Genomic DNA, 15,306 nt, shown 5'->3' with positions numbered 1-15,306 from the left:
ATGCAATCAACCGGTCGCCGGCACGGCGACCGGCAGGAGACAGACCATGACCAAAATCCTGATCGTTCTTTCGGCGGCGGACAAATGGACCCGTGCCGATGGTTCCCTCTATGAATCCGGCGTGTGGGCGCAGGAGTTTGTCGATCTCGACGAAGCCTTTGTCCGGGCCGGCTTCACGGTCGATCTCGCCAGCCCTGGCGGGATCATGCCGACGATGGACAAGCGCAGCCTTGACCCCGACATGGTCGGAGAGAGCGTTGCGGAGCGGATGCGGGCCTATCTCGGCGGTAATGCGGCGCGCACCGAGCATCCGCTCGTGCTCGCCGACATTACGACCGCGAACTATGATGCGGTCGTCGTTCCCGGCGGACATGGCCCGGTCGAAGATCTGTACAAGGATCCCGACATGGGCCGCGTCCTGATCGAGGCTGACAGGGCTGGCAAGGTCATTGCCGCCGTCTGTCACGGGCCGGCGGCGCTGCTGGCGGCGCGCGACGAAAACGGCCGCTGGCCCTTCGCGGGTCGCAAAATGACCGCGCTCAGCGATGAGGAGGAAATCGCCTTCGGGACGGCTGAGAATGCGCCTTGGCTGCTTGCTGACACGTTGCGCAAGCAGGGCGCCGTGTTCGAGCAGGGGCCAAACTGGCAGGTGCATGTTGTCAAGGACGGCAATCTGTTTACCGGCCAGAACCCGCAATCCTCGACGGCCTTGGCGGAGGTCGTGATCGCCGCGCTCCAGTAACCACCGGACGCGATCGGATCGGGCAGCCGTCGTTATCGTCGGCTGCCCGATTGGCGTATCCGCGCAGCGGCGATAATGGGAGCGATTGATAATGTCCGCATGGAGTCGCAGTTTGGTCAACGATATCTTTGACTGTGCCAGTCCTTCGGCTTGGTCCTTGAAGGTGGCGGATAACTGGCGACCAAGCCACTATCGGGCAGGCCTCTGACCTTCGGTGCTCACCAGAATGGGAGCGCTTTTCTGACGCTTCATCTGCCAGGATGCGAACCTTGCTTGTGCCTGCTCTCTCCGCTTTTATCATTATGAGACGGCCGACCTCTCATGGGTCGTAGGGACCGCGGCCCAAGTGCAGATAAAGGCGGCAGACGGCGGTCATTGGCGCGCCCGGCAGGATTCGAACCTGCGACCACCCGCTTAGAAGGCGGGTGCTCTATCCAGCTGAGCTACGGGCGCCCGGAGGCGCGAATAGCGTGGTTTGCTTGGGCTGCAAAGCGGGTTAAGCAGCGGGCCGATGACTGAATCGCCGCCGCCCTCGTTCACGCCCGCCCGGACATCCGCCGCGGCTGTCCATCATTTTCGCTATTATGACCTGGTCATGGCGGCGTTTGTCACCGTCCTGCTGCTCAGCAACATCATCGGCGCGTCGAAGCTGTCGACGCTCGGCGGGCTGACCTTTGGCGCCGGGATCCTGTTTTTCCCGATCGGCTATGTCATCGGCGACGTGCTGACCGAGGTTTATGGCTATGCCCGCGCGCGGCGGGTGATCTGGGCCGGTTTTGGCGCGCTGGTGTTTATGGCTGTGATGAGCTGGGCCGTGCTGGCAATGCCGCCCGCGCAGGATTGGTGGTGCAGCGGGACCGAAAGTCTGACCCTGACGTCGGGCGAAGCCAGCGGCAGCGGCGCGGTGTGCCAGGCGACCTATGAGAGCGTGTTCGGCAGCGCGTGGCGGATCGTGCTCGCCTCGATCCTCGCTTTCTGGGCGGGCGAATTTGTGAACAGCTATGTCCTGGCACGGATGAAGGTCGCGACGGGCGGACGCTTTTTGTGGATGCGAACGATCGGATCGACGATCGTCGGCCAGGGGATCGACAGCCTGATCTTTTACCCCATCGCCTTTCTCGGCATCTGGGAAACCGAACAGGTGTTGCTGGTGATGGTCACGAACTGGGCACTGAAGGTGGCGTGGGAAGCGGCGCTGACCCCGGCAACCTATGTCGTGGTGGGTGCGTTGAAACGCCGCGAAGGTGTCGATGTGTTCGACGAAGACACCAACTTTACGCCATTCGCTGCCAAGGTTTGATCCGTGACGCTCATTGAAATCGCCTCGCTGTTCGAGGAACAGAAACTCTCGGTCATCGAAGCGAGCGGTCTCGGCAAGGACGCGCTGCATGTCTATTTCGGGATGGCGCTGTTCTTGGCGGTACGGCTGGTCTGGCGGTGGCGCGGCGGCTGGTTCGTCGCCTGGCTGGCGGTCCTAGCGATGGCCTGTGGCGGCGAATGGCTCGACTTGACCGTCGAACACGGGCGCTCGACGATCCAGCCCGACGCCGCGCATTGGCACGACATCTGGAACACTATGTTTTGGCCCACCGTGCTGCTGCTCGTCGGGCGCTGGCTGCAACCGCGTGCCAAGGAGGCCGCGGTGACAGTGGACGAAATGTCAGGCGAGAACGCCGAGCGCCGCTTCGAACAAGCGTAACCCATCGGTGCCGCCATGCGCGCGGTCAATCGCGCGTTCGGGGTGCGGCATCATCCCCAGTACATTGCCCGCATCGCTCAGCACCCCGGCAATGTCGCGCGCCGACCCGTTGACGCGGTCGGCGTACCGGAACGCGACGCGCCCTTCCCCCTCGATCCGGTCGAGCGTCGCGGCATCGGCGAAATAATTGCCGTCGTGATGCGCGACCGGGATGTTGATTTCTTCGCCCGCGTTATAGCTGGCGGTGAACAGCGACTGGTTGTTCTCCACTTTGAGCGGCACCGTACGGCACACGAAGTTGAGGCCCGCATTGCGCATCAGGGCGCCCGGCAGCAGCCCCGCCTCGGTCAGCACCTGGAAACCGTTGCACACGCCGAGCACCGGCACGCCGCGGCCCGCAGCATCGGCGACCGCGCGCAGGATCGGCGAGCGCGCCGCCATCGCGCCCGAGCGCAGATAATCGCCATAGGAAAAGCCGCCGGGCAGCGCGATAAAATCGGTGCCGTCGGGCAGGTCGGTATCGCGGTGCCACACCATTGCGGGGGCGCGGCCGGTGACCTGTTCCAGCGCGACCGCCATGTCGCGGTCGCAGTTGGAGCCAGGAAAGACGATGACGGCGGTCTTCATGGGTTGGGCTCCCGTTACAGGCGTTCGATGCGGTAGTTTTCGATCACCGTGTTGGCGAGCAGCTTGGCGCACATTGCGTCGAGATCGGCATCGCTGGTCCCGTCGGCGACATCGAGTTCGATAAAGCGGCCGGCGCGCACATCGGCAACGCCGCCGAAGCCCAGCCCTTCGAGCGCATGATGGATCGCCTTGCCCTGCGGGTCGAGAACCCCCGGCTTGAGCGTCACATAGACATTCACTTTCATGGGACGGACCTTTGCAAAGGAGTGCAGGGAAGATGCGCGCGCCTATGCCCGCGAATCGCTTTTCGGGCAAGGGCCGCAACCGCGAAAAAAGGGGCTGTTCAGACTGCGAACCAGTCGCATCTTTCCTGTTGCGAATCTATCGCACTATCCCTACATCGATCTTGTTGAGAAGGATTCGCACATGGTCGTCTGTGTCTGCAACGCAATAAGGGAAAGCCAGCTGCGCGACGTCGCGCGCAATGGCCAGCTGCGCTGCGCCAAGGCCGCCTACGCGCAATTGGGTCGCAAACCCAAGTGCGGACAATGCCTGCCTTTCGCTCGCAATATCATCAGCGACGTCGCCGCGACCGCCTGATTTTTCTTGGTTTTCTGCCATTTTTGACCTTGGCCTGATGGGTCCCGGGCGCGTATAATGCGTCCATTCCATTCCAAGATAAAATGACAGGATTACACATGAAGGGCGACGAAAAGGTCATCGATTTTCTGAACGAGGCGCTGAAGAACGAGCTGACCGCGATCAACCAATACTGGCTGCACTATCGCATGCTCGACAATTGGGGTGTCGCGCGGCTCGCCAAGTTCGAGCGCGAAGAATCGATCGACGAGATGAAACACGCCGATCAGCTGGCCGACCGCATCCTGTTTCTGGGTGGCCTGCCCAATTTTCAGATGCTGGGCCGCCTGCGCGTTGGCGAGACGGTCGAGGAAATCCTGAAAGCCGATCTGGCGCTTGAGGAAGAAGCGATCCCCTTGCTCAAGGATGCGATGGCGCATAGCGAGAGCGTGCGTGACTATGTCAGCCGCGACCTGTTCGGGTCGATCCTCGAAAGCGAAGAACATCATGTCGACGAGCTGGAAAAACAGTTCGAGATGATCGAACGCATGGGCATCGAGAATTATATCCAGCTGCAGTCGAAACCGTCGGGCGAGGATTGACGCTTTGTTCGCCCTCCCCTGAAGGGTAGGGATTTCGTGGAATTTTCAGGGGCGCTTTCGGGCGCCTCTTTTTTCGCTTGCACTTGCGAATAATTCTCAATAGCAAGGTGAGGCAGTCCCCTCCTGCCGGTCGCTGCCCTATGCAGTGACCGGCATCTTTTTCGACAGCGGAGACAGAGGACGGCACCGCCGGGAGACCATAAAGCCATGCAAAGCAGCACCCTGATCCGGCAACTGACCCAGCAGCCATTGATCCGCGAGCTCTCGGTCGAAGCCGCGCAGGCGGTGCTGGCGCTGCGGTATTGCATCGTCTGTCGCCGGGGCGACCGCGACCCGATGCCCGAGCTGGAGCGGCGGTGGGGCAATGTGCTGGCGGCGCGGCGGTACCGGCTGGTCGTCGAGACGATCGGCCACAGCTGGCCCGACCCCTTTGCCGTCGCCCCGCCCTGCTGCCCGCGCGCGAGTTTCGACGAGGCGCTGCTGGCGAACATGGTCAGCGCCGCGGCGCAGGGCGACCGGGTGCAGTTTGATGTGCTGACCGCAGAGATGCTGGGCAGCGATGCGCGCGAGATGATCTTTGTCGCGCTGGAGAATTTCATCCGGGCAAGGGCGCCAGGGCGGGTTTAGGCGGCGTTGTTGGAATGAACTCCTGACCTTACCTATTCGTCATCCCGGCGAAGGCCGGGATCTCGCCGGTGCCGCAAACCGAGAGGATGAGATCCCGGCCTTCTCCGGGATGACGATCGCGTAAATATCTTTTCTCGACCGCCAACAGCCCCCTCTACTTCCCCGCCTTGTCACTCACCGCCTTGATCACCAGCGCCTTGTCATCGACCAGATAGCGCTTTGCCAGCGCCTGCAAGTCCGCAGGGGTGGCGGCCTCGACTTCGCGGATGCCGTTGCGGCTGCGGTCGAGGCGTGCGCTTTGGCTGGCGGCCTCGGCGACGTAGGGCAGCCAATAGGCATTTTCACGCCGCGATTTGGTCATCGCTTCGACCAGCGGCTTGCGCGCACGGTCGAGCAGGTCGGCATCGACAGGGGTGTCGCGCAATTCCTTGGCGATAGCAAAGATCGCGGCGCGCGTTGTCGCAAGATCCTTAAAATCGACGTTGCTCGCAGCGAACACATGGCCATAGCCGGGAAACTCGTCCGACAGGCTGGCGGCAGCGCCGGGACTATAGCTTTCGCCGAGCCGCTCGCGCAGTTCCTCGGTCAGTTTGAGCTGCATCACCCGCGCGAGCAAGTTGAGGCGCATCGCCTCCGCCAGATCGCTGTCGTCGCGGGCGGGCCAATAGACGCGCAATTCGGCCTGTTCGGCCGGTCCCTTGTGGATCAGCGTCCGTTCGCTGCGGTCCCTGGCATATTCGCGCACCCGCGCGTCGGGGCGCGGATCGAAGGCGGCGCGGCGGGCCGGCAGCGCGCCGAAGGTCGCCGCGATCGCGTCGATCGTCGCCTGTTCATCGATGTCGCCGACGACACCGATCTCGATCGCGCCATTGGCAAAGCTGTCGGCGACCACCGGTTTCAGCTGCGCCCAGTCGAGCGACATGAGTTTTTCGAGCGGCGGGGTTTGCGAGCGCGGATCGTCATTGGCCAATATGCCGCCCGCATCGCGGCCGATCACCGCCGCCGGGGTCGCATCATTCGCGGCATATTGCTGGGGCAGCGCGCGGCGGATCAGCGCGAGGCCGTCGGGGCGATAGCCGGGATGGGTCAGATACGCCGCCATCAACTTGGCCTGGAGCCCGAAATCCTCGGGCGAGGTCAGCGCGCTGCCGCCGAACGCGTCGGTGGCATTGCCGAAACTCGGGCTGACGGTCTTGCCCGCAAGGATCGAACGCAGTTCGTCGAGGCTGTGCGCTCCGAGCCCACCGAGCATCAGCGAACCCGCCAGCGACACCCGGGTCGGATCCTCGCGCGTCGCGAGCAGATTGCCGCCATCGACGCGCAGCGACAGCAGCACGCGGTCCTTCTGGAAATCGGTCTTTTTGATGTTGAGCATCACATTATTGGCGAAGCGGACGCGGCGGATGCCAAGATCGTCGATCCGGTCATCGGCGACGATTTTGCCCGGCGTGCCGAAATTGTCATACGCAAAGGCCGCATTGGTGGCCTCGGTCGGCGCTGCCACCGCGACTTGGGCCGAGCTGCGCAGCGCGGCGAGGATCGCATCGGCGCCGCCCTCAATCGGTTTCTTGGCCGACACTCGCGCCAGCGGGGCGCTGAATCCGTTCATCCGCTTACGGAATGCGGCGGTCACCGCCGCAGCGCTGAGCGACGGCGCGGTCGCTTCGAACAAAGCCTGCGAGGTTTCGGGGCGGACGAAAACAAAATCGCCTTTGGCAGCTGTGATCAGCGTGTCGGCGAGCGCATCGCTGCGCCGCGTCGTCACCCCGGAAACGGCGTTGCGCAGCGCGGTGCGGCGGTTCGCCAGCTGCTCGTCGACCTCGGCCTGGGTGAAGCCATGTTCGATGGCGCGGCGCTGTTCCTGTTCGATCAGCGCCAGCGCCTCTTTCCACGCGCCTTCTTTGGCAATCGCGCCGAAGGTAACCTGGTCAAAAATTTTCCAGCCGCCGGCTTCGGCAAAATAGCCCGCCAGGATTGGTGAATCCTCGTTCAGGGCGATCTTGGCCAGTCGGCGACTGACGATCGCCTCGCCGATGTCTTCGGCCAGCGTGCGGGCGCGCTTTGCTTTGGTATCGGCTTCTTCGATCCACGGTCTGAACGCCGCGATCGTGACCGAATCCTGGATCGCGGGGTCGATGAAATCGTCGGCCGCGGCGGGGCGCCGATAATCGACATTGCCGATGTCGGGATCGGCGCCCGCGGGGCCGCGCCCCTTCCAGTCGCCAAAGCGTGCCTTGATCTTGGCCTCGACCGCCGCCGGATCGAAATCGCCGACCATCACCAGCGTTGCGCGCTCGGGGCGGTAATAACGGTCGTACAGGTCGCGAAGGCGCGCCGCGGGAGCGGTGCGGATCACCTCTTCGGTGCCGACCGGAATCCGGCTGGCGACCTTCATCCCCTGCATCTGGAAATCGAGCTGGTCGATCAGGTTGCGCAGCTGATAGGTGTCGCGCGCCCGGCGTTCCGACAGGATGATGCCGCGTTCGCGATCGACCGCGGCGGGGTCGATGGTCAGCTCGCTGCCCGTCTCACGCATCAGCATCAGCCCGGTGTCGATCAGATCGTCCGACGCATTGGGCAGATCGAGCTTGTAGACCGTCTCGTCGAACCCGGTCGAGGCGTTGGTGTCGGCGCCAAAAGCCAGCCCCTTGCGCTCAAGCAGCTTGATCATCTCGCCCTCTGGCACATTGGTCGAACCGTTGAACGCCATATGTTCGAGGAAATGGGCGAGGCCGCGCTGGTCGTCGGCCTCGGCAAAGCTGCCGACGTCGAAACGCATCCGCAGCACGACGCTGTCCTTGGGCGTGCTGTTTTGCAGCAGCGCATATTTCATCCCGTTGGGCAGCACGCCGAACACGATATTTGGATCGACCGGCACGTCGCTGGCCGCGAAGTTCCACGCCTTGGCAGCCTCGCTCTGCGGATTCACCGCCGCCGTTGCGGTCGTGGTCAATGCTTCCCGGGCATGCGCCGGTGCAGCGATAACGGCGAGAAGGGCAAGCGGCGAAAGCGCGGTCGAAGCGCGCCGGACAAAAGAGCTGGTCATGAGGCCGGTTTGGCCACCGCCGCGCCTGCGGTCAAGAACGGGTTCGCCGGGCCAGCCTGTGCCTTCGACCGGCGACATGGCCGACCGAGGGCGACCGTGCGCTCAGCTGCCCTTTTTCTTCCGATGGCTTTCGAGGTCGAGCACGGCATTGTCCCCGCCCTCGGGCAGCAGGCCCAGGCGCCGGGCAACTTCCTGATAGGCTTCGACTTCGCCGCCAAGGTCGCGGCGGAAACGGTCCTTGTCGAGCTTTTCGTTCGTCGTCATGTCCCAAAGGCGGCAGCCGTCGGGGCTGATTTCATCGGCCAGGATGATGCGGCTGAAATCACCATCGTACAGCCGCCCGAATTCGAGTTTGAAATCGACGAGGCGGATGCCGACCGCCGCGAACATGCCCGACATGAAGTCGTTGATGCGGATCGCCATGTCCTGGATATCGTGCAATTCTTCCTGGCTGCACCAGTTAAAGCAGGCGATATGCTCCTCGGCCACCAACGGGTCACCGAGCGCATCGTCCTTGTAGCAATACTCGATCAGGGTGCGGGGAAGCTGGGTGCCTTCCTCGATCCCGAGCCGCTTCGACAGCGTACCCGCGGCCACGTTGCGCACAATCACCTCGATCGGCACGATCTCGACCTGGCGGATCAGCTGTTCGCGCATGTTCAGGCGGCGGATGAAATGATGCGGTACGCCGATATTGCCGAGCAGCGTGAACACATGCTCGGAAATCCGGTTGTTGAGCACGCCCTTGCCGCTGATCGTGCCCTTTTTCTGGGCATTGAACGCCGTCGCGTCGTCCTTGAAATACTGAATCAGCGTACCCGGTTCGGGGCCTTCATACAGGATTTTGGCTTTGCCTTCGTAGATCTGGCGGCGACGGGACATGGCGTACAAACTTTCTGCCGGAACCAAATGAATGGCCCCGGCAAGCGACTCAGGAAGAGGCGGCGCCGGGGCGGTCGGGCGGCCTATAGCGGCAAAGCGGGGGCGCGTCATCCCTCGCTTCTCTCTATCCTTCTCCCATTGAGCGAGGAAAAAAGCTACGACGCTCGCCCTTACGTTTACGTCAACTAGAGCTTGCACTCGCCCGCCTCTCTTGCAACCATGGCCGCAACCAAGGGAGAGAGATATGAGCTTCGACCAGATTCGCCTCGACCGCCACGAGGGCATCGCGCTGCTGACGCTGCACCGGCCCGACCGGATGAACGCCTTTACCACGGAAATGATGCTGGAGATTGTCGCCGCGCTCGACGAATGCGACGCCGACGACGCCGTGCGCGCGGTGATTTTTACCGGGTCAGGCGACCGCGCCTATTGCGCGGGTGCCGATCTGGGTCAGGGCGCCGCGACCTTCGATTATGACAAGCGCACCGACAAGGCGGCGCTGCTGCCCGATGGCATGGCAGCCAGCCCCGTCGGCGACGACGGCACGATCGACTGGTCGCATCCGCTGATCCGCGATTCGGGCGGGCGGGTGTCGATGCGCATCTTTGACTGCAAAAAGCCGGTGCTGGGCGCGATCAACGGCGCCGCGGTGGGCATCGGCGCGACGATGACATTGTCGATGGACGCGCGGTTGGCCAGTGAGACGGCACGTTACGGGTTTGTGTTTGCACGGCGCGGGATCGTGCCGGAAGCCGCGTCGAGCTGGTTCCTGCCGCGGCTGGTCGGCATCCAGAATGCGGTCGATTGGTGCTATTCGGGCCGGTTGATCGATGCGGCGGAAGCGCATGAGAAACGGCTGGTGCAATCGGTCCACGCGCCCGGCGCGCTGATCGATGCCGCGATCGCCAAGGCGCGTGAACTGACCGATCATAGCGCGCCGGTATCGGTCGCGCTGACCCGCCATATGCTGTGGCGGATGCTGGGCGCGCCGCATCCGATGAGCGCGCACCGCTGGGACAGCCGCGCGATCTTTGCGCGCGGCCGCAGCGCCGATGCGGCAGAGGGCGTGTCGAGCTTCCTTGAAAAACGCCCTGCCAATTTCACGGTCAGCGTAGCCAATGATTATCCGTGGTTCGCCGAATTTGAGGACACGCCGCCCTATAGCTAGGCCGCGTCATATTTTCGCCGCCCGCGTGCCGCGGTCATACTGTGCGTGTTTTTCAGCGCTGGCGTGTGGGTGCGGATGGTTTCGACATTGTGCCAGTTGGCGGTGACCCGGTCGCGGGTCAGCTGGACGGTCACATAACCGCGATCCTGGGTGTTCGCCCATTTCAGCTGCGGCGACGAACGGCGGAGCGCGGCAACGCGCGCCTCGTCGGAGACGCCCTTGATATAGGATTCGAAGCCCGGCGAGGTGACGCTGTGTCCGGCGATTTCGATCCCGGCCGGTCGGCCGTCCTCGGCCAGGTCGAGCGCCCAGGCGTTGTGCGTGTCGCCGGTCAAGGTGACAAGGTCGGCATCGGCGCGCTGCGCCGCGGCGAGCAGGCGGCTACGCGCCGCGGGATAGCCGTCCCAGGCGTCGAGATTCAGCGGCAGCCCGGCCTTTGCAGCCAATTGCCCCGCCTCGACCCGGCGGCGAATAAAGTCAGGCTGGTTGCCGCCGAACCAATCGCGGGTTTCCGGCGGGGTGAAGATGGTTCCCATCACCACCTGCTGCGCGCAAACCTGCCAGCGGGTGCCCGCCTTGGTCGAGGCTGCGAAGCCGCCGAACAGCCATTTTTCCTGTTCCGCGCCCAGCATCTGACGCGCCGGATCGCGATAGGTGGTTTCGGCAAATTGTTTCAGCTTTGCCGCGGCATTGTCGCCGCCGGCGATAATCTCGTCGACCTCGAATTGGCGGTCGCGCGCGGTGACGCGCGTTTCAGGCAGGAAGATCGTCGCCAGATCGCCGACCTGATACTGGCGCCAGCGCGCGTCGGCGACGGGCATCCATTCGCGATAGACGCGTTCGGCGGCGATCACACGATCCGCCCACTCGCCCTCGCCCGCATTGTGGTTTTCGGCGCCGCCCTTCCACGCGTCGTTGGTCATCTCATGATCGTCCCACTGAGCGATCATCGGGAACAGCGCGTGCAGCCGCGCGAGGTCGGGGTCGCTGCGGTAGGCAGCGTAGCGCAGGCGATAGTCGGCGAGCGCCACCATCTCGTGCGCCGGCTGGATATCGCGTCCCGGCAGCGCCTGTTTGAGCGAAGGATAATCACCGATCGGATATTCGTAGAGATAGTCGCCGGCATGAACGACCAGGTCGATGTCCTGCCGCGCCGCCGCATGGGCATAGGCGTTGAACCAGCCGAACGGCAGGTTCGAACAGGAAAAGAGCGCCATGTTGAACGCACCGGTCGGTCCGTCCGGCAGGGTGCGGGTGCGACCGGTCAGCGATTTCGTCCCGTCGGGGGCGATGAAGCGATAAAAATACCAGCGGCCCGGTTCGAGGCCGGAAACAATCAGCTTCGCGGTGTGGTCACGATCGCCGGTCGCGATGACATTGCCGCCGCCGACAATTTTGGCGAAGTCCGACGTCTCGGACATTTCGGCGGTCAGCGCCGTATCGCTTGCCGCGGCATAGCGTGTCCACAGCAGCACCGAATTCGCCGCCGGTTCGCCGCTTGCGACGCCGTGCGTAAAGCCCTGCGCCATCATCGCTTTCGCGGCGCCGGGCAACGACAGCGCCGCCAGCCCTGCCGTCCCCAGCGCGATCAACTGGCGCCGATCCATTTCGCCCCATTGGTGATGCATCACAAATCTCCTCGTCGACCGGCGGGTTCTTTGCCCGGCCTTTGTTACGATTCGGCGCGCGCGGCGAACGAAGGCCTTGACCCTAGCCCATCAGCCCGAGTGCGAGCAGCAGGAACATGAACATCATCACCGAAAACAGGCTGAAAAACAGCAGCAAACTGGTGCGGACAAACGCCCCGAACCGCGACGAGCGATAGGCGCCGCGCAACTGGCGATGCATATGAAAGGGGATGTAGAGCATCGCGAACGCTGTCGCGACGTCGCCGAACAGTGAAAGGTTGAACAGCCGGACGGCCACGAACAGAAGCAGCATGAAGCTGATCGAATAGGTGACGAACACAAAATGGTCGTAGGTATGAAAGCGGCGGCTGAACGGAAACAGCAGCCACATGAACGGCAAGGATAACGGGATCAGCGCCCAGGCGAATTTATAGGCGTTCGCTTGCAGTTTGTAGAACATCAGCGCTGGATTGGCGATCGCCTTTTGCAGGCTTTGGTCGATGAAGGGGATACCGGTATCGACCTTGGTGCGCGACAGGAAATCGGCGCCGGTCATTACCTGATCGACCGGGTTTTCAAGGACGGGCGGTCCCTGATCTAGCTCCGCCTGGCTCAGGCGCCGCGCAACGCCAAGATAATGGGCGCTTTTCTGAAGCGTGGCGCGCTCGTCCTCCAGCGCCTGCCGTTCGGCAGCGGGCAACGCCTTGTCGGCCAGCCGCACATCGACGCGGTCGATTTCGCTCTCGAAACTTTCCTTCAGCGCGTTCGAGCGCGTCTGTTCGGCCGCTGCCTTGGCAATCCCCTCGCCCACCCCGCCGCCGCTGCCAACCATCGCGAGCACCGCGTAGGTCAGGAACACTGCGAACAGGAACAGCGCGAGCGGCGAGATGAAGCGCGCGCGTTCGCCATGGATGTAACGGCGCGTCAGGTCGCCCGGCCGCCACGCGAGGAGAGGCAGCGTGTTCCAGATCTTGCCCTCGAAATGAAAGATCGCGTGGACCAGATCATGCCCGATCGCGCCAAAACTGCGGTGGACATCGGCGCGCTGGCCACAGTGATGGCAGTGCGATCCGGTGAGGCTGGTGCCGCAGTTGAGGCAGCGAAGGGCGCCGTGCGATTCGCCGAAACCGCCATGCTGCGGTTCGACCGCGCGGCCCGCCAGCCCCGCCGTCACCGCCGCCCCGATGCCTTCCACGTCCCCGCTCATGGCACCTTGCCTAAAGCCGTACAGGTCCGGGTGCAACGGGGCTTTCGGGCGCCCAGCGAAACGTGATAGTGGCCGAAGCATGAACGCCGAAGCCCTCACCCCGCCGCCGATGCCCGGCGATGCCGCCGCCCTGATTGCTGACATGGGCGCCCAGGCGCGCATCGCAGCCAAACGGCTGGCGCAGACCCCGACCGCGGACAAGGCCGCCGGCCTGGTGGCCGCAGCGGCCGCAATCCGCGCGCGGGCGAGCGAAATCCTGGCCGCCAATGCCGACGATATGGCGGCGGGACGGACAAACGGCCTGTCCGGCGCGATGCTCGACCGGCTGCGGCTGGACGAAGGGCGGCTGGCCGCGATTGCCGATGCGATCGATGCCGTCGCCGCGCTGCCCAATCCGGCGGGCACCGAGATCGACCGCGTGACGCGCCCCAACGGGCTGATGATGAGCCGCGTGCGGGTGCCGCTGGGCGTGATCGGCATCATTTACGAAAGTCGTCCCAATGTGACCGCCGACGCCGCGGCGCTGGGGCTGATGTCAGGCAACGCCGTGATCCTGCGCGGCGGCAGCGAAGCGGTAAATTCGAACCGCGCGATCCATGCCGCATTCGCGGCGGGGCTGGTCGAAGCCAGGCTGCCCGCCGACGCGGTACAACTGGTGCCGACGCAGGACCGCGCCGCGGTCGGCGCCATGCTGCGCGCGCAGGGACTGATCGACATCATCATCCCCCGCGGCGGCAAGGGGCTGGTCGCGCGGGTGCAGGACGAGGCGCGCGTGCCGGTGCTGGCGCATCTGGACGGGGTGAATCATCTGTATATCGACGCCGACGCCGATCCGGCGAAAGCCGCAGAACTTGCGGTCAACGCCAAGATGCGCCGCACCGGCGTTTGCGGCGCGACCGAGACGATCCTGATCGACCGTGCCTATCCCGCCCCGCTTGGAATTATCGATGCACTGGTCGCGGCGGGCTGCGAAGTGCGCGGCGACGGGGCTATTGCGACGCTGAGCCCGCACGTCGAAGCTGCGTCAACGGGCGATTGGGACACCGAATATCTCGACGCGATCGTGTCGATCGCCATGGTCGATGGTCTGAAAGGCGCGCTCGCGCATATCGACGCGCATTCGAGCCGCCACACCGACGCGATCGTCACCGAGGATATTTCCGCCGCAGAGCGCTTCCTGTCCGAGGTCGACAGCGCAATCGTCATGCACAATGCCTCGACCCAGTTCGCCGACGGCGGCGAATTCGGCTTGGGCGCCGAAATCGGCATCGCCACAGGTCGTCTTCACGCCCGGGGGCCGGTCGCGCTCGAAGGGCTGACGACGTATAAATGGCTAGTGCGGGGCAGCGGCCAGACGCGACCTTGAATCATTTGTATACAAATGATACAAGTGCTCTATGAGCAAGCATTCGGTTATCTCCGCCCGCATAGACGCCGAAACTTTGGCGCTCGTCGACAAAATCGCCGCAGCGCAGGGGCGCAGTCGCGCGTGGTTCGTGAACAAAGCCGTGGTCGACTATGTTGAGCAGGAATCGGCGATGCTGGCATTCCTTCAGGAAGGCGACGACGCCATTACAAATGGCGATTACTGCACCCAGGAAGAAATGGAACTTTGGTTGGCCGAGCGTCGGGCCAACCGTGCCGAACAAGGGCATGCAGCGGGCTGATGGCGCTGATCAAATGGTCGGGACCGGCCCGCCGGGATTTTGCGCGCATTGATGACTATTATCAATCAGTCGATCCGGAATTCGCTGACCGATTATCGGATGCGGTTGTCGAAGCCGCTCGATTTCTGCTCGCGAACCCGCGCGCGGGTGCACCGCTCGACCATCAGCCGTTTCGCAAATGGCCGGTTCGCACGACACCCTTCATTCTTTTCTATCGCATCGAAAAGACAGATATTCGCATTGTGCGCGTCCACCATAATCGCGAAGATTGGCACCCGGTCAAGTGATCCCCACCGGCCTCCTTGGCGGCAGCTTCAATCCCGCGCATGGCGGGCATCGTGCAATCAGCTTGAACGCGATCGACGCACTCGGACTCGACGAGCTGTGGTGGCTGGTGTCGCCAGGCAATCCGCTGAAGCCTGCAAAGGGCATGGCGTCGCTACGTGCGCGGCTCGCATCGGCGCGGCATATGGCGCGGCGTGCACCGATTCGCGCGTCCGGAATCGAGGCCGAGCTTGGCACCCGCTACACCATCGACACGCTCAAAAAACTCGTCCGTCGCTACCCCGATCGGCAGTTTATCTGGATCATGGGCGCCGACAATCTGGTCCAACTGCCCCAATGGCGCGACTGGCGGGGGATCGCCCGACTCATGCCGATTGCGGTTATCGCGCGTCCGGGCTATAATGATCGCGCCCACGCAAGACGTGCGATGGGTTGGCTTCGGCGCTTCGTCCGGCCCGCGGACCAGAAATTGCATTGGACGGACTGGAGACCGCCCGCCCTCGTGTTCCTGCGATTTTCGCCCGATGTGCGATCCGCAACTGCGATA

General features: G+C 63.7%; 17 protein-coding genes and 1 tRNA gene. 11 read left to right on the top strand and 7 right to left on the bottom strand.

Annotated elements, in window-relative coordinates; genetic code table 11:
- Positions 1-46: 46 nt before the first annotated feature.
- Positions 47-742: a type 1 glutamine amidotransferase domain-containing protein gene (locus VGN68_RS16045; protein ID WP_327477931.1), complete on the top strand. Its 696-nt coding sequence runs from the start codon at positions 47-49 to the stop codon at positions 740-742.
- Positions 743-1,118: 376 nt separating this feature from the next.
- Here the strand turns inward: VGN68_RS16045 and VGN68_RS16040 are convergent.
- Positions 1,119-1,195 (bottom strand) — tRNA-Arg (locus tag VGN68_RS16040).
- A gap of 58 nt (positions 1,196-1,253) precedes the next feature.
- Here VGN68_RS16040 and VGN68_RS16035 point away from each other — a divergent pair.
- Both VGN68_RS16035 and VGN68_RS16030 read left to right on the top strand, forming a co-directional pair.
- On the top strand, positions 1,254-2,042 hold the full coding sequence (locus tag VGN68_RS16035) for a queuosine precursor transporter (RefSeq protein ID WP_327477929.1): 789 nt from the start codon (positions 1,254-1,256) through the stop codon (positions 2,040-2,042).
- Positions 2,043-2,045: 3 nt separating this feature from the next.
- The gene (locus tag VGN68_RS16030) at positions 2,046-2,441 is read left to right on the top strand and encodes a hypothetical protein (protein ID WP_327477927.1); all 396 of its coding nucleotides are present in this window, start codon (positions 2,046-2,048) and stop codon (positions 2,439-2,441) included.
- Here VGN68_RS16030 and purQ read toward each other — a convergent pair.
- Positions 2,403-3,068: a phosphoribosylformylglycinamidine synthase subunit PurQ gene (gene purQ / locus VGN68_RS16025; RefSeq protein ID WP_327477925.1), complete on the bottom strand. Its 666-nt coding sequence runs from the start codon at positions 3,066-3,068 to the stop codon at positions 2,403-2,405. The genes VGN68_RS16030 and purQ overlap by 39 nt on opposite strands.
- Before the next feature lie 14 nt (positions 3,069-3,082).
- On the bottom strand, positions 3,083-3,313 hold the full coding sequence (purS, locus tag VGN68_RS16020) for a phosphoribosylformylglycinamidine synthase subunit PurS (protein WP_327477923.1): 231 nt from the start codon (positions 3,311-3,313) through the stop codon (positions 3,083-3,085).
- A gap of 181 nt (positions 3,314-3,494) precedes the next feature.
- Between purS and VGN68_RS16015 the strand changes: the two genes are divergently transcribed.
- The 3 genes from VGN68_RS16015 to VGN68_RS16005 all read left to right on the top strand — a co-directional run bounded on the left by VGN68_RS16015 (position 3,495) and on the right by VGN68_RS16005 (position 4,876).
- A complete protein-coding gene (locus tag VGN68_RS16015; RefSeq protein WP_327477921.1) occupies positions 3,495-3,668 on the top strand; it encodes a (2Fe-2S)-binding protein in 174 nt (57 codons plus the stop codon).
- A 98-nt stretch (positions 3,669-3,766) separates the two neighbouring features.
- Positions 3,767-4,249 carry a bacterioferritin gene (gene bfr, locus VGN68_RS16010; protein ID WP_327477919.1) on the top strand — a complete coding sequence of 161 codons (483 nt, stop codon included), beginning with the start codon at positions 3,767-3,769 and terminating at the stop codon, positions 4,247-4,249.
- Positions 4,250-4,456: 207 nt separating this feature from the next.
- Positions 4,457-4,876 (top strand): addiction module antidote protein, encoded by a 420-nt coding sequence (locus tag VGN68_RS16005; RefSeq protein WP_327477917.1) that lies wholly within the window; start codon positions 4,457-4,459, stop codon positions 4,874-4,876.
- A gap of 154 nt (positions 4,877-5,030) precedes the next feature.
- Here the strand turns inward: VGN68_RS16005 and VGN68_RS16000 are convergent, their stop codons facing one another.
- Both VGN68_RS16000 and purC read right to left on the bottom strand, forming a co-directional pair.
- Positions 5,031-7,922, bottom strand: a complete 2,892-nt coding sequence (locus tag VGN68_RS16000; protein WP_327477915.1) for a M16 family metallopeptidase — start codon at positions 7,920-7,922, stop codon at positions 5,031-5,033.
- 102 nt (positions 7,923-8,024) lie between these two features.
- Positions 8,025-8,804, bottom strand: coding sequence for a phosphoribosylaminoimidazolesuccinocarboxamide synthase (gene purC, locus VGN68_RS15995; protein ID WP_293697885.1), 780 nt, complete (start codon positions 8,802-8,804; stop codon positions 8,025-8,027).
- 244 nt (positions 8,805-9,048) lie between these two features.
- Here purC and VGN68_RS15990 point away from each other — a divergent pair, with 244 nt between their 5' ends.
- Positions 9,049-9,972, top strand: a complete 924-nt coding sequence (locus tag VGN68_RS15990; RefSeq protein WP_327477911.1) for a crotonase/enoyl-CoA hydratase family protein — start codon at positions 9,049-9,051, stop codon at positions 9,970-9,972.
- On the opposite strand, the gene VGN68_RS15985 is transcribed toward VGN68_RS15990, so the two are convergent.
- Both VGN68_RS15985 and VGN68_RS15980 read right to left on the bottom strand, forming a co-directional pair.
- Positions 9,969-11,600 carry an alkaline phosphatase D family protein gene (locus VGN68_RS15985; protein WP_327477909.1) on the bottom strand — a complete coding sequence of 544 codons (1,632 nt, stop codon included), beginning with the start codon at positions 11,598-11,600 and terminating at the stop codon, positions 9,969-9,971. The two genes, VGN68_RS15990 and VGN68_RS15985, sit on opposite strands and share 4 nt — an antisense overlap.
- An 82-nt stretch (positions 11,601-11,682) precedes the next feature.
- Positions 11,683-12,807: a DUF3667 domain-containing protein gene (locus tag VGN68_RS15980; RefSeq protein WP_327477907.1), complete on the bottom strand. Its 1,125-nt coding sequence runs from the start codon at positions 12,805-12,807 to the stop codon at positions 11,683-11,685.
- A gap of 79 nt (positions 12,808-12,886) precedes the next feature.
- On the opposite strand from VGN68_RS15980, the gene VGN68_RS15975 reads away from it, so the two are divergent.
- From VGN68_RS15975 to VGN68_RS15960, 4 genes are all read left to right on the top strand, one after another.
- Positions 12,887-14,173 (top strand): glutamate-5-semialdehyde dehydrogenase, encoded by a 1,287-nt coding sequence (locus VGN68_RS15975; protein WP_327477905.1) that lies wholly within the window; start codon positions 12,887-12,889, stop codon positions 14,171-14,173.
- A 31-nt stretch (positions 14,174-14,204) separates the two neighbouring features.
- Positions 14,205-14,474: a ribbon-helix-helix domain-containing protein gene (locus tag VGN68_RS15970; RefSeq protein ID WP_327477902.1), complete on the top strand. Its 270-nt coding sequence runs from the start codon at positions 14,205-14,207 to the stop codon at positions 14,472-14,474.
- Positions 14,474-14,761, top strand: a complete 288-nt coding sequence (locus VGN68_RS15965) for a type II toxin-antitoxin system RelE/ParE family toxin (RefSeq protein ID WP_327477900.1) — start codon at positions 14,474-14,476, stop codon at positions 14,759-14,761. Before VGN68_RS15970 ends, VGN68_RS15965 begins: the two co-directional genes overlap by 1 nt.
- Positions 14,758-15,306: nicotinate-nucleotide adenylyltransferase (locus tag VGN68_RS15960; RefSeq protein ID WP_327477898.1), on the top strand; the 549-nt coding region annotated here is incomplete at its 3' end. The genes VGN68_RS15965 and VGN68_RS15960, both read left to right, overlap by 4 nt.

Origin of the sequence: Sphingopyxis sp., assembly GCF_035998965.1 — a bacterium.
GTDB lineage: Bacteria > Pseudomonadota > Alphaproteobacteria > Sphingomonadales > Sphingomonadaceae > Sphingopyxis.
The sequence above is the reverse complement of the archived record's forward strand: the minus strand, read 5'-3'. Positions and strand labels throughout refer to the sequence as shown.